The organism is Rhodovulum viride (genome assembly GCF_003265965.1).
GTDB classification, from domain to species: Bacteria; Pseudomonadota; Alphaproteobacteria; order Rhodobacterales; family Rhodobacteraceae; genus Rhodovulum; species Rhodovulum kholense.
This window is the reverse complement of the sequence record NZ_MUAV01000013.1, coordinates 55905-69520: the sequence shown is the minus strand read 5'-3', so window position 1 is coordinate 69520 and position 13616 is coordinate 55905. Positions and strand designations below refer to the sequence as shown.

Sequence of the window (13616 nt, the reverse complement as noted above, 5' to 3'; positions counted from 1 at the left end):
TGTTCCGGCCAAGACCTGCGTCGCGGGCGGGCTCAAGTCAAGGCCGGACGGACGATCCTCGACCAGACCGTCACCGGGCCGTCGGCAGGGCTGCGGTCGAGCGCCGAGAGGATCGCGCGGGGATTGGCGCAGGGCAGCGCCATGAACACGTCGAACAGCGCGTCGGCGCCGCTGGCCGAGGCGGGAATCGTGACCTCCGGAAACCGTGTCTGGCTCAGCCGCCAGCCGCGCGCGCCGGTCTCGTCGAAGACCAACTCGATGCGGGTAATCTCGCTCAGCGCGACAAAGCCGCCGCCCCGGGGCGCCAGATAGGTGATCTGGCCCTCGTCGACCTGCACGATCCCGGGGCCATTGCCCGGGATGCGGAACCGGTTGCGTCGGATCGCGACGAAACCAAGCCCCGCGCCCAGTGCCACCGTCAGCACGCCCAGCGCCTGGAACAGATACCCGCCCAGCCCGAAGATCCAGAGCCCGGCCAAGGCAACGCAGCCCGCCGCGATGACCTCGCGCCGCTGCCGGAGAGCCGCGACCGCCTCGGGCCGCAGAAAGCTCACCCCCAATCCCCCAGCGCCTGCTGCCAGACCGTCAGCGCGGCAACCGCCGCCGTATCGGCGCGCAATACCCGGGGGCCGAGGCTGACCGGATGGGCAAAGGGCAGCGCGCGAAGCCGGGCGCGCTCGGTCTCGGAAAACCCGCCCTCGGGCCCGATCAGGATCGCCCAGGGGCCCTTCGGCGCCTCCCCCAGCGCCTGACCGGCGCCGACCAGCGCCTCGTCGCAGAACATCAGATGGCGGCCCTCGGGCCAGGCATCGAGCAAATCGGACAGCTTTTGCAGATCGGCCACCTCGGGTACATAAGTGCCGCCGCATTGCTCGGCCGCCTCGACGGCATGAGCCTGCAGCCGGTCGCGGCGGATGCGTTCGGAATTGGTGAACTCGGTCTGCACGGGACAGATCCGGGCCGCGCCCAGCTCGGCCGCCTTCTCGACGATGAAATCCGTTCGCGTTTTCTTGATCGGCGCGAAGCACAGCCACAGATCGGGCGGAAGCTGCAGCGGTCGGGTGTTTTCGCGGCAGACCAGCACCCCTGCGCGCTTCTTCGCCTCGACCACGTCGGCCAGCCATTCCCCTGATTTACCATCGAAAACCAGCACCGGGTCGCCCGGAACCAGCCGCATCACGGCGAACAGGTAATGCGCCTGGTCGCCCGTCAGAGGAACGGTTTGCCCTTCCCCCAAGGGCTGCTCTACATAGAGCCGGATTCTTGCTGACCGAAGATCGTTCATGGGGGCCATTGTTATGTCCGACACCGCCGAAACGCCAGAGGTCCACAGCGCCTTGGACAGAGCCGTGGAGGGCCAGGTCGCCGATGCCGTCAAGGGCAACTGGGTCGACCGCCTCGCCCCGGTCTGGACCCGCCCCTATCTGCGGCTGTCGCGGGCCGACCGCCCGGTCGGCACCTGGCTTCTGTACCTGCCCTGCCTCTGGGGCGTGACGCTGGCTGCGGCCTCGACCGGGTTCCGCTGGATCGACCTCTGGATCGTGCTGGGCTGCGGCATCGGCGCCTTCCTGATGCGCGGCGCGGGCTGCACCTGGAACGACATCACCGACCGCAATATCGACGGCGAGGTCGCGCGCACCCGCTCACGCCCGATCCCTTCGGGGCAGGTGACGGTGGCGCAGGCGGTCTTCTGGATGGTGATCCAGTCGCTCGCCGCCTTCTGCATCCTGATCACCTTCAACGCGGCCGCCATCGCGATGGGCGTGGCTTCGCTGGCGCTGGTGGCGATCTACCCGTTCGCCAAGCGCTTTACCTGGTGGCCGCAGGTCTTTCTGGGGCTGGCCTTCAACTGGGGCGCGATGCTGGCCTGGGTCGCCCATACCGGCAGCCTGAGCCTCGCCCCGGTGCTGCTGTATCTGGCGGGCATCGCCTGGACGATCTTCTACGACACCATCTATGCCCATCAGGACAAGGAGGACGACGCCCTGATCGGGGTCAAGTCGACCGCGCGGCTCTTTGCCGAAAACACGCCGGTCCGTCTGCAACAATTCCTGATCGCCGCAACCGGGCTGATGGTGCTGGCGGTGCTGCTGGCGCTCCTGCGCCCGGCCGGAGGCACGGCGGCCTTCATGGGGCTGATCGGCACTGCGGGCTTTGCGCTGCACATGTCCTGGCAGCTTCGGCGCCTCGATACCGAGAATACCGACCGCTGCCTGTCGCTGTTCCGCAGCAACCGCGATGCCGGGCTGATCCCGGTGCTGTGCTTCGGTCTCGCGATCCTTGCCTGACCGCCGCACCGTCCCGCCCCCAAGCGATGAAAGGCCTTCGATGACACCCCAAGCCCGGACCGGCCGATGCGGCACCTCCTGTCGAAGCTGATTGCCCCCGCCGTCTTTGCGCTGGCAGCGGCCGTTTGCCTCGGCGCGGCGCTGCTTGCCGTCAACTGGATCGAATCCCACACCCGCCAGTCGGTGCGGGCGGCGCTGACCGACCGGGGCATCCCCTGGGCCAATGTGCGGGCCGACGGCATGCTGATGCATCTGTCCGGCACCGCGCCGGACGAGGCCGCCCGGTTCCATGCGCTGGCCGCGGCCGGGACGGTGGTCGACAGCACCAACCTGATCGACGACATCGAGGTCGCCGCGCCGACGCCGCTGGACGGGCCGCGCTTTTCTGTCGAGCTTCTGCGCAACGACACCGGCATTTCCGTGATCGGATTGATCCCGCGGCGCTCGCGCACCGACGCCCTGGCCGCCGAACTGGCCCGGATCGCCGGGCGCCTGCCGGTTACCGACATGATGGACAGCGCCGAGGATGCCGCGCCCCGAGGCTGGGACGCCGCGCTCGACTTCGGTCTGGTCGCGCTCGACCGGCTGAAACGCTCGAAGATCTCGATCACCGCGAACCGGGTCGCCGTCACCGCGATTTCGGACAGCGCCAAGGACAAGGCGCGGCTGGAACGCGAACTGCGCGCCGCCGCGCCCAGGGGGCTCGATCTGGCGCTGGACATTTCGGCGCCGCGGCCGACCATCGCCCCCTTCACCCTGCGCTTCCTGATGGACGAGTCGGGCGCGCGTTTCGATGCCTGCGCCGCCGATACCGAAGGCGCGGCCGCGCTGATCCTTGCCGCCGCGCGCGAAGCGGGTGCGCCCGACGACGCCACCTGCACGCTGGGGCTTGGCGCCCCCTCGGCCGACTGGGGCACGGCCGCGGCCAGCGGCATCGCGGCGCTGGCCGAGCTGGGCGGCGGAAGCCTGACCTTTTCGGATACGGACGTGACGCTGGTCGCCGCTGCCGGGACCGAGACCGCCCTGTTCGACCGGGTCAGCGCCGCGCTCAAGGCCGACCTGCCCGAGGCCTTCACCCTGCACACCGTTCTGCCCGCCCCGGTCAAGACCGACGGCGCCGCCCCCGGTCCGGCCGAGTTCGTGGCGACGCTGAGCCCCGAGGGCCTGGTACAGATGCGCGGCCGGGTGACCGATGCGATGGTCCGCGACGCGACCGAAACCTATGCCCGGTCGCGCTTTGGCGGCGAGCATGTGCATTCGGCGCTGCGGCTCGACCCCGCGCTGCCCGAGGGCTGGCCGATGCGGGTTCTGGCCGGGCTTGAGGCGCTGTCGCAGCTCCGGAACGGCTCGGCCGTGGTGCAGCCCGATTTCGTGCAGATCAACGGGCTGACCGAGGACGAAACCGCCCGCGCCCGGGTCGCGCAGATCCTGTCGGACAGGTTGGGCGATGCGCAGAACTTCGGGCTGCAGATCACCTATCGCAAGCCTCCCGAGACGCCCGGCGCGGCGCTTGCCGATCCGGCCGTCTGCGTCGAAGAGATCGGCGCGGTGCTGGCGGAAACCAAGATCACCTTCGACCCCGGCTCGGCCACCATCGACGGCGCCTCGCTGCGCGTGGTCGACCAGATCGCCGACATCCTGCGCGGCTGCCCCCGCGCGAAGATGGAGATCGCGGGCTATACCGACAGCCAGGGCCGGGACGAAATGAACCTGCGACTCAGCCAGGCCCGCGCCAATGCGGTGGTCGACGCACTGATGGCCCGCCGCATTCTGGTCGGCAACCTGACCGCCAAGGGCTATGGCGAGCAGGACCCGGTCGCGGAAAACGACACCGAGGAGGGCCGCGAGGCCAACCGGCGGATCGAGTTCCACCTGATCGAAGACGCCGGTCCCGACGGGAGCGAAGCCGAAGACACCGAAGCGGAAGCTGCCGATACCGGCGACGACACGACGTCCGAGGCCGAAGGTGAAGCCGAGGGAGAGGACGAAACCGGGGCAAAACCCCAGGACGACATCGGAGCCGAAACCGGGCCCGAGACCGAGGCCGACGACACCGCCCAGGACGCAGAGGACCCGGCCGATGCCGGTGAAGAGGACCAGATCGATGGACAGGACTGAATTCATTCTGGTCACCAGCGTCATGCTGTTCGTGGCCTTCGCACTTGGCTGGGTCGCCTGCTGGCTGGTGCAGCGGCTGGGGCGCACCACGACCGCCGACATGGGCGAGCTGGACCGCATGGCCCATGCGCTGCACGAGGCCGAGGAGGCCCGCGATCAGGCGGTGGGCTATCTGAACCAGCGCGAGGCCGAACTGACCAACCAGCTCAACCAGACCGAGGCCGAGCTGAACGCCGCGATGGACGGGCTGCAACATGCCCGCCAGGAGGCCGAGGAGCTGCGCGCCTATATCGAACGTATCAACGCGCGCTAACCGGCCGCCTCAGCCCATCAGCCCCTTCCGGATCAGGTTCAGCCCCGCCACCGCCAGCACGGCCAGGGTGGCGCGGCGGAACCGGACGGGGTCAAGCCGGTCCTGCAGCCTGACCCCCGCCCACATGCCCAGCGCCGCGGGCAGCACCAGCACCGCCGAGAAGGGCAGGCTTTGCGCGTTCAGCACGCCCGAACCCAGATGCGCCAGCAGCAGCATCACCGCCCCGATCAGGAAGACGACGCCCTGCACCCGGACCATCTCGGTCTTTTCGGTGTTGAAGGACAGCAGATAGGCGATGACCGGCGGCCCCCAGACCCCCGAGATGCCGCCGAAGAACCCGCCGGTCAGCCCCATCGCGATCTCGGCCCGGGAGCGGTGGCGGGCGGGCAGGATCAGTTGCCGCCCGGCCAGCTGCGACACCGTGAAGGCCGCGATGGGCAGCCCGATCAGCAGATACATGACCCGGTCGGGCAGGACCGCGACCAGCGGCGCGCTGAGGCAGATCGCCAGCACCACGCAGCCGATCAGCAGCCGGTAGCGCCGGACCGACCCCCAGGCCGCCGCAGTCCCCTGCCGGAAGGCTTGCGCGATGTTGGTCAAAAGCGTCGCCAGCACCAGCCCGGCCAGCGCCAGATCGGCGGGCAGGAAGCTCGACAGGCCCGAGATCATGATCATCGGCATGGCAAAGCCCACCGCACCCTTGACGAAGCCCGCCAGAAGCGCCACCGCCAGCGCGGCGGCGAAAAGGTCCGTGTCGATACCCAGGATCATGCGCGCCTCCCCGCTCCGGCTATAGCCCGGACCGGCGCATGCCGCAGCCGCAAAATGGACGGGTCATTATCCTTCAAAACATGCAACTCAATTGAATTTTTGTTGCGCTGCATCTGCGAAAGCCCTATGTCACGGCAAGCCCGAAGGAAGGAGACGATTCATGCCCCATGACGGTCAGGACAGGCCCGCCGAACAGGCGCTTCTCGCCGATCTTCTGACGCTGACCGAGGCCGCACTTGGCCCGGTCGAGGCGGTGACCGAGGCTGCGCGCACCGCGCTTGCTGCCCGCGTGACCGAGGAGGGCCGCGTCTCGGGCCGCCTGGTCGAGGCCGAACAGCACGCCGCCCACGGGCTGGCCTGGCTCGCGACCTATGCCCAGGCGCTGCGCCAGATGCAGGCCTGGGCCGGACGGCTGACCGAACAGGGCAAGTTCGGCGAGATCGAACAGCTGATCCTGCAGATCGCCTTCGGCGAATATCTGGCTCAGATCGCGGGCGGCATCCCGATGAGCCAGGGCGAGATCGTCCGCCTGCCCGAGCTGGGCGTTTCGTCCGAGGCCCATCACGCCTTCTATTCCGATGCGGTGACCGCGCTGATCCGGGGCGGCAACACCCCCGCCGCCCGCGCCCGGCTGGTCGCGCTGATGCGCGAGCAGGTCGCCAATGTCACGCTGGGCGCGACCGGGCTCGACGACGAGCTTGAAATGATCCGCGAACAGTTCCGTCGCTTTGCCCTCGACCGGGTCGAGCCCAATGCCCATGACTGGCACCTGAACGACACGCTGATCCCGATGGAAATCATCGAGGAGATGGCCGAGCTGGGCGTCTTCGGGCTGACCATCCCCGAGGAATTCGGCGGCTTCGGACTGTCCAAGGCCTCGATGTGCGTCGTCTCCGAGGAACTTTCGCGCGGCTATATCGGCGTGGGCTCGCTTGGCACCCGCTCCGAGATCGCGGCCGAACTGATCCTTTGCGGCGGCACCGACGACCAGAAGGCGCATTGGCTGCCCAGGATCGCCTCGGGCGAGATCCTGCCCACGGCGGTCTTCACCGAACCCAATACCGGGTCCGACCTGGGCGCGCTCCGGACCCGCGCGGTCAAGGCGGGCGACAGCTACGAGGTGACCGGCAACAAGACCTGGATCACCCATGCCGCGCGCGCGCATGTGATGACTCTGCTGGCGCGGACCGACCCCGAGACGACTGACTACAAGGGCCTCTCGATGTTCCTGGCCGAAAAGACACCCGGGACCGAGGACACCCCCTTCCCCACCCCCGGCATGACCGGCGGCGAGATCGAGGTTCTGGGCTATCGCGGCATGAAGGAATACGAACTTGGCTTCGACAAGTTCGCGGTTCCGGCGGAAAACCTTCTGGGCGGGGTCGAGGGCCAGGGCTTCAAGCAGCTGATGCAGACCTTCGAATCGGCCCGCATCCAGACCGCGGCGCGCGCCATCGGCGTGGCGCAGTCCGCGCTCGATGTCTCGATGCGCTATGCCGAGGACCGCAAACAGTTCGGCAAGCCGCTGATCGCCTTCCCGCGCGTCGCCGACAAGCTGGCGATGATGGCGGTCGAGATCATGGTGGCGCGCCAGCTGACCTATTTCGCGGCCTGGGAAAAGGACCATGACCGGCGCTGCGACCTCGAGGCCGGGATGGCCAAGCTGCTGGGCGCCCGCGTTGCCTGGGCGGCCGCCGATAACGGGTTGCAGATCCATGGCGGCAACGGCTTCGCGCTGGAATACACGATCAGCCGCATCCTGTGCGACGCGCGCATCCTGAACATCTTCGAGGGTGCCGCCGAGATCCAGGCGCAGGTCATCGCGCGCCGCGTGCTGGGCTGACCCGAACCCGTCGTCTCTCCGGGCGCTCCGGCCTCAGGGCCGGGGCTGCCCCGGGAGCTTTGCCGCAGCCCCGAAAGGCTCGACGATGGCGGCATCGGGGAAAAGCTCCGCGATGCGGGGCGTGCTGTCTTCCAGGAAGATCAGCTTGACGTTCGCGCCCGCATCCATCGTCGCATAGGCCTCAAGCCCGTCGCGGCGGGCCGCCCAGAGTCGGTCCAGGACCTGCCAGCTTTCCGGCTTGAGATAGGCCAGCGCCGGACGCGCCGCGATCATGGTGGCGTGCATGCCCAGCGCATTGGCCTCGGTCAACTCGCCCAGACGGATGAAATCGCGGGCCTTGATGGCGGCTTCGATGGCGGCGCAATCGGCCTCGGCCTGCGCGGGCCAGCCTGCGAACAGCGGGCTCGTCGCAACCGTATGGCCCATGCCATCGCGCGAGGACTGGCTTTTGGGGCCGGTATCGACCCGGACGATGGCAATGCGGAACTCGGGCCAGACCTCGGGCAGCGGGCGGGCGAAACTGTCGGTCCCGTCCTCGCGCGTGCCGCGCTCCCACCGCGCGAAGCCGTGCCAGAGCGAGCGTGTGGCCGAGCCCGAACCGAACCGCGCCAGCATGCTGAGCGTATCGTCCGCCAGATCGAGCCCGAAACTGCCCGCAAGCGCCCGGGTCAGCGCGGCAAAGCCCGAGGCCGACGAGGCCAGCCCCGCCGCAGTCGGGATGGTGTTTTCGGTCACGACATGCAGTGGCAGCCTCTGGTCGCGCCGGAACCGGTCGGCGAAGGCCACGACCTTGCGGGTAAAGCCGGTTTCGGGGGCCAGCCGCTCGCCGTTCAGCCAGACCGCGTCAGTGCCGTCCCCGGCGGGCTCGACCCGGGTCGTCGTGCCCCATTCCGCCAGCGAGATCGACAGCGAGCTGTTCAGCGGCAGGTTCAGCCCGGCATCGCGCTTGCCCCAGTATTTCGACAGGGCGATGTTGCTGGGGGCAGCCGCCGAGAAGGACACGGGTCCGGAAAGCCGCGCCGGAAGAACGGCGTCGAAGATCGCGCGGGCGCGGTCAGTCATCTATTTTAAGTCCCTCTTCTGCCACCGCGACCGGCGTGAAGCCCTCGGGCCGCGCGCCCAGCGCAAGCACGCAATCGCCCAGCCCCGAGCCCGAGATCTTGGCGCCCAGAAGGCCCGGCGTGGTCTTTGCCTCGGCGATGATCCGGCCCAGCATGTCGTCGCAGACCCCCAGTTCGGCCATCAGACCCTGATAGACCGACAGCGCCGCGCCAAGGCCCGCCCAATCACCGCGCCCGGCGGCGGCGATGGCGGTCGCGGCGCAATCGCCCATCCGGTCGTAAAGCGCCGCGAACTCGGCCTCGCGACCTTCCATCGCGGCGGCGATCCGGGCCAGCACCTCGCCGGTAGGCGTCTTGTAGCCCGCATAGCGCAGGCTGAGCGCGGGCGGCATCGGCAGCCGGTCGATCCGCGCGCGGGTGGTCTCGGGCGGCGCGCCGGTCAGCATGTCGGCGCCAAGACGGTAGGCATTCATCCCGCCCTTGAGGCTGGCGGCCAGATCGGCCCCGCTGCCCCGCCCCTGGATCCGCCGGACGACGGCCAGCGCGTCGGTATGAAGCCCTTCGGTCGGTGCCCCACTGAGGTGGGCGAAGGCGCCAAGCGCCGCCACCGTCACCGCCGCCGAAGACCCGAGCCCCAGCGTCGGGTCGATCTCGGACGCGATCTGCAGCCGTGCCCCTCCGGGCAGACGCCCGGCAAAGCGCGCCGCCGCGGCCAGCACGAAGCGATAAGGCCCCTCGACAACGATGGGATCGAGCGGCACCGTGGCGGGCGGCGCGATGTCGGACAGGATCTCGAGTTGCCGCTCGGCCAGCGGCGTCACCTCGATGGTGATGCGCTGTTCGACCGCCGCGACGATGGCGGCATGGCCGTAGACCACCGCATGTTCGCCGGTGATCATGATCGAACCAGGGGCGGAGACCTTCATTGCGGCGGTCCGAACGCGGCCCCGGTCGGCGCGACATGAAGCGGCGCCCAGCGCAGGTCGGGATGGGCGGCCATGAGGCGGTCCATCCTGGGCGCGTCGGGCAGATGCACGAGGATCACGCCGCCGCTTTCGCCCCGGATCGATCCGGCGCCGCAGATCTTGGCCGCGCCCCCGGCCTGTTCGACCTCGTCGACGAAACGGGCCGCGGCTTCGGGCACCACGCCGATATGGGTCAGAAGGCGGTGGTTCTCGCGCAGGCTTGCGACCGGCGAGCTGTCGGTTTCAAGCGCGGTCTGGAAGGCATCGGTGCAGGCCTCGAACCCATGCCACAACGCCTGATCGGTGCCATGGGCCTCGCGCACGGCCGCCACGCATTCGCCGGTCGAGCTGGCGGGCTTGCCATGCAGCACCCAGTACCAACCCTCGCCATGCCAGAGCCCGTGGCCGGGCGGAATGGCCGGGGCGAAGCGGCTGTCGCCCTGCACCCGGATCGCACCGCCATGGGTCACCGCCGCCGCGTCGATGGCGCCGCCCTTGCCATGCTGCAGCCGCTCGCAGAAGCGCACCCATTCAAAGCGTTCCTCGGTGCTGTGCAGCCGGTCGAGCAAGGTCTCGTACAGCACCATCGTCGCCGCGATGATCGAGGCCGACGAGCCCATCCCCGCCCCGACCGGCAGCGCGCTGGTGCCGCCCAGCTGGCCCGGCACCGGCAGGCAATGGCCCGGGCTCTTGCCCGGCATCGGCAGCCGCTGCGCCAGCGACATCAGGGTATAGACGATCAGGTCGTCGGGCCGCTGCAGGATCTGCTGGACCTTCAGTTCGCCGCGGAGGAAGGACTCGAACCGGTGGTCGAGCGACTGCTTGAAATGATTCAGCGCCGAAAGCGGATAGAACGCGCCCTGCGAAACCTGAGCGAAGACAGTCTTCAGCCCGTCGCTGGGATGGATCGGGCGAAACCAGACCTCGGTATAGATCGCCACCGCAACGGCCAGCGCGGGCGCGCCATAAACCACCGCATGTTCGCCCGAAAGGATGATCTTGCCCGGCGCATGGGCGCGCGAGGCGTCCTCGGGCAGGGCATCGGCAGTGCCGTGAGGGGCGGTCGCGACGGTCATCGGGCGCCCCCTGCCGGGCGGTCGCACATCCCGGCGGGCTGCTCCGAGGGGGCCAGGCGACGGCCGGGTTGCAAAAGGAACTGATGCGCCACGCGAAACTCCGCGACGCCGGTATCGATCCCGCCAGATCCGGAAAGGCTGAGGATGTCGTCTCGGCGTCGCCGTCCCATACCGCCGACCGGCCGGCCGCGCCAAGCCCAAACCGTCCCCGGGGGACGTCGCGTCGCACCCCTGCCGGGGTGTGCACCCGGGGTTTTCGCGACCTTCGTCACTTGAGGCTGGGCAGCAGGGTTTCGGGCAGCCAGGTGACGATCCCCGGAAACACCACGAACAAGAGCAGCACGGCCAGCTGGATCAGGAAGAAGGGCACGATTCCGCGATAAACCTGCCCGATGCCCAGCCCGGGCGGAAGCACCCCCTTGAGGTAGAACAGCGTATAGCCGAAAGGCGGCGTGATATAGGCCATCTGCGCGGTGATCATGAAGAGCACCCCGAACCAGAGCGGATCGAAGCCCAGCGCCTTGACGATGGGCAGAAAGACCGGAACGCACAGCAGGATGATCCCGATCTCGTCGAGAAAAAGCCCGAGGAAGACCAGCACCAGCACCATCGCGCCCAGCACGACCCAGCGCGAGGTCTCGAGCCCCTCGACGAAGCCCAGAAGCGAATCCGCCCCGCCGGTCGCGGCAAAGACCGACACGAAGGCCCGGGCGCCGATGGTGATCCAGAGGATCATCGCCGTCACCCGAAGCGTATCCCCGGCGGCCTCGGACAGCATCGGCAGGCTGAGTTTACGCGTGACCAGCGCCGACAGCGCGGCGCCCAGAACGCCCACCGCCGCCGCCTCGGTCGGCGTCGCCAGCCCGGCATAGATCGAGCCCAGAACGCCCAGCACCACGAAGGCGGGCAGGATCAGGCTTTTCAGTTTGGCAAGCTTCACCCCCAGCGGCAGGGTCGCCGCCTCAGGCGGCTTCGGCGCCAGCGCGGGATTGATCGCGGTCCGGATCAGGACATAGGCCGAATAGCTGGCCGCCAGGATCAGCCCCGGCACGATGCCCGCGGCGAACATCTGGCCGATCGACATCTGGGCGGTGATTGCATAGACGATCGTCACCACCGAGGGCGGGATCAGGATGCCCAGCGTGCCCCCCGCGCAGATCGCGCCCAGCGCCAGCGGCGGGTTATAGCCCCGCGCCAGCATCGACGGCAGCGCCAGGATCCCCATCGCCGCCACCGCCGCGCCGACGACGCCGGTCATGGCGGCGAGGATCGTGCAGATCGCGATGGTGCCGACCGCAAGTCCGCCATTGAGCCGCGAAAACCAGGTTTCCATCGCCTCGTAAAGCGCCTCGATGATCCCGGACTTTTCCAGGATCGCGGCCATCAGCACGTAAAGCGGGATCGCCATCAGCGATTCCGAGGTCATCGTCTCGAAGGTGTTCAGCACCGCGACGATCAGCGCCGACGGCCCCCACAGAAGAATGGTCGAGATGAAGGCGATGGCGCCCAGCACGAAGGCAAGCCCCGCGCCGCTCAGCATGAAGGCCACGAGCGCGGTGAACATGAAGACAAGGACCAGAGAGCTTTCGATCACGTCGCATCCGCCCCCTTGACCGCGAAGACGGCATCGGCCGCCGCCTGAAGGACCAGCAGCCCCGCGCAAAGCGGCAGGAAGGCCTTGGCGGGCCACACGACCGGGTTCCAGGCGGAATAGCTGGTCTCGCCATAGCTGATCGACTGCGCGACCAGCGGCAGGCTGAACCACAGCAGGATCAGCCCGAAGGCCGCGGCCAGGGCAAGCCCCACCAGATGCAGCAGGACCGCCAGTCCGCCGGTCGCCCGGGCCGACAGCAGATCGACCGCGACATGGCCCCCCAAATGCAGGAGGTACGGCCCGCCCAGAAGGAAGAACGGCCCGAAGATCAGCGTCGCCAGTTCCGGTGCCCAGGAGGTGGGATGGGCCAGGAAATAGCGCGACACCACCTCCCACAGCATCAGCAGCACGATGGCGTAGACCAGCCATTTCGCAATGCCGAAAAGCCCGCGGTTGAGGGCGGTGATAAGCCGGGCCAGTGTCGTCATCGGATGCTCCGCGTAGGGCACCGGCCCCAAGGGGCCAGCACCGGGTCAGGCCTAGAGAAGGCGCAGGTCCTTCATCAGCGCGACCTGCGAGTCCATCATGCGACGGGACAGGTCGTCGGTGGCGGCCTCGGCCCAGAACTCGACCGCCCGGCCGCGCGCCTCGGCAACGTCCTCGGGGTCGAGGGTCAGGATCTCGACCCCCGCCTCCTCGAACTTGGCGAGGTATTCGCCGTTCGAGACGATGATGTTCTGGCGCAGCCTGCCCGAGATTTCGCGCGCAGCCACGGCCAGCGCCGCCTTCTTCTGGTCGTCGAGCGCCTCATAGGCGCGGGTATTGGCGACATAAGAGGTGGCGGTCGTCGGCTGGTGCACCCCGGGCAGGATCAGGAAGGGCGCGACCTCGTGCAGGCCCTCTTCGTAATTGGCCTTGATGTCGCCGCGATCGGCGATGTCGATCAGCCCCTTGTCGAGCGCCGAATAGACCTCGGAAGTCGGCAGCGGCGAGACCGAGACGCCAAAACGCGCCATCACCGCCGAGGCAAGGCCCACGAAGCGGCCCTTGAGCCCGTCCATGTCCGCGATCTTGCGGATTTCGACGCGCGAATGGATCGGCTCCTCGCCATAGACAGTGGGGGCGATATAGGTCAGTCCGGCGGGGGCATAGCTTTCGCGTGCCAGCGCCAGCCCGTCGCGTTCGTAGAACCAGGCCTCGTACTGGTCGGCCTCGGGAAAGCCGAAGGGCACGGTCGACGAAAACCCATGCGCCGGGATCTTGCCGGCGGTATAGCCGTCGAAGGTCTTCATCATCTCGAAGGCGCCGCCCCGGACCGCGTCGAAGGCCTGGGCCGAGGGCACGATCTGCCCGCCCGAAAACGGTGTGATCTCGAAGGCGCCGCCGGTCAGTTCGGCCACGCGGGCGCAGAAGTCTTCCTCGTAGCGCATCGGCGTGGTGCCGCCGCCCCACAGCGCCTGCATCCGCCATTTCGTGACGCCTTGCGCGCGGGCTGCGCCGGTCGACAGGATCGCGGGCGCGGCAAGCGCCGCCGCCCCGCCGAGATGCAGGATCTTGCGTCGGGTCGTCTGGGTCATGGGTAACTCT

13 protein-coding genes are annotated in these 13616 nt (G+C 68.7%); 4 read left to right on the top strand and 9 right to left on the bottom strand.

Features of this window, described 5'->3' with window-relative positions; translation table 11 throughout:
- Positions 1-32 precede the first annotated feature (32 nt).
- Positions 33-554, bottom strand: a complete 522-nt coding sequence (locus BYZ73_RS12355; protein WP_112316187.1) for a hypothetical protein — start codon at positions 552-554, stop codon at positions 33-35.
- Positions 551-1285, bottom strand: coding sequence for a 16S rRNA (uracil(1498)-N(3))-methyltransferase (locus tag BYZ73_RS12350; RefSeq protein ID WP_108024432.1), 735 nt, complete (start codon positions 1283-1285; stop codon positions 551-553). Before BYZ73_RS12350 ends, BYZ73_RS12355 begins: the two co-directional genes overlap by 4 nt.
- Positions 1286-1298: 13 nt before the next feature.
- Between BYZ73_RS12350 and ubiA the strand changes: the two genes are divergently transcribed.
- From ubiA to BYZ73_RS12335, 3 genes are all read left to right on the top strand, one after another.
- Entirely contained in the window at positions 1299-2288 is a 990-nt protein-coding gene (gene ubiA / locus BYZ73_RS12345; protein ID WP_112316186.1) for a 4-hydroxybenzoate octaprenyltransferase, read from the top strand.
- A gap of 66 nt (positions 2289-2354) precedes the next feature.
- Positions 2355-4406 carry an OmpA family protein gene (locus BYZ73_RS12340; protein ID WP_112316185.1) on the top strand — a complete coding sequence of 684 codons (2052 nt, stop codon included), beginning with the start codon at positions 2355-2357 and terminating at the stop codon, positions 4404-4406.
- Complete coding sequence (locus BYZ73_RS12335; RefSeq protein ID WP_075786816.1) at positions 4393-4719, top strand: hypothetical protein; 327 nt, start codon at positions 4393-4395, stop codon at positions 4717-4719. The genes BYZ73_RS12340 and BYZ73_RS12335 overlap by 14 nt, the downstream gene beginning before the upstream one ends.
- Before the next feature lie 9 nt (positions 4720-4728).
- On the opposite strand, the gene BYZ73_RS12330 is transcribed toward BYZ73_RS12335, so the two are convergent.
- Positions 4729-5490, bottom strand: coding sequence for a sulfite exporter TauE/SafE family protein (locus BYZ73_RS12330; protein ID WP_112316184.1), 762 nt, complete (start codon positions 5488-5490; stop codon positions 4729-4731).
- 160 nt (positions 5491-5650) lie between these two features.
- Here BYZ73_RS12330 and BYZ73_RS12325 point away from each other — a divergent pair, with 160 nt between their 5' ends.
- Complete coding sequence (locus BYZ73_RS12325) at positions 5651-7333, top strand: acyl-CoA dehydrogenase family protein (protein ID WP_112316183.1); 1683 nt, start codon at positions 5651-5653, stop codon at positions 7331-7333.
- A gap of 33 nt (positions 7334-7366) precedes the next feature.
- Here the strand turns inward: BYZ73_RS12325 and mvaD are convergent, their stop codons facing one another.
- The 6 genes from mvaD to dctP form a co-directional block, all read right to left on the bottom strand.
- Positions 7367-8395, bottom strand: coding sequence for a diphosphomevalonate decarboxylase (mvaD, locus tag BYZ73_RS12320; protein ID WP_112316182.1), 1029 nt, complete (start codon positions 8393-8395; stop codon positions 7367-7369).
- Positions 8388-9293, bottom strand: coding sequence for a mevalonate kinase family protein (locus BYZ73_RS12315; RefSeq protein WP_181498043.1), 906 nt, complete (start codon positions 9291-9293; stop codon positions 8388-8390). The genes mvaD and BYZ73_RS12315 overlap by 8 nt, the downstream gene beginning before the upstream one ends.
- A gap of 23 nt (positions 9294-9316) precedes the next feature.
- On the bottom strand, positions 9317-10435 hold the full coding sequence (locus BYZ73_RS12310; protein WP_112316180.1) for a mevalonate kinase family protein: 1119 nt from the start codon (positions 10433-10435) through the stop codon (positions 9317-9319).
- Between the two features lie 268 nt (positions 10436-10703).
- Entirely contained in the window at positions 10704-12029 is a 1326-nt protein-coding gene (locus BYZ73_RS12305) for a TRAP transporter large permease (RefSeq protein WP_245943135.1), read from the bottom strand.
- Positions 12026-12517, bottom strand: coding sequence for a TRAP transporter small permease subunit (locus BYZ73_RS12300; RefSeq protein WP_112316179.1), 492 nt, complete (start codon positions 12515-12517; stop codon positions 12026-12028). Before BYZ73_RS12300 ends, BYZ73_RS12305 begins: the two co-directional genes overlap by 4 nt.
- A gap of 51 nt (positions 12518-12568) precedes the next feature.
- Entirely contained in the window at positions 12569-13606 is a 1038-nt protein-coding gene (dctP, locus tag BYZ73_RS12295) for a TRAP transporter substrate-binding protein DctP (protein ID WP_112316178.1), read from the bottom strand.
- Positions 13607-13616: the final 10 nt, after the last annotated feature.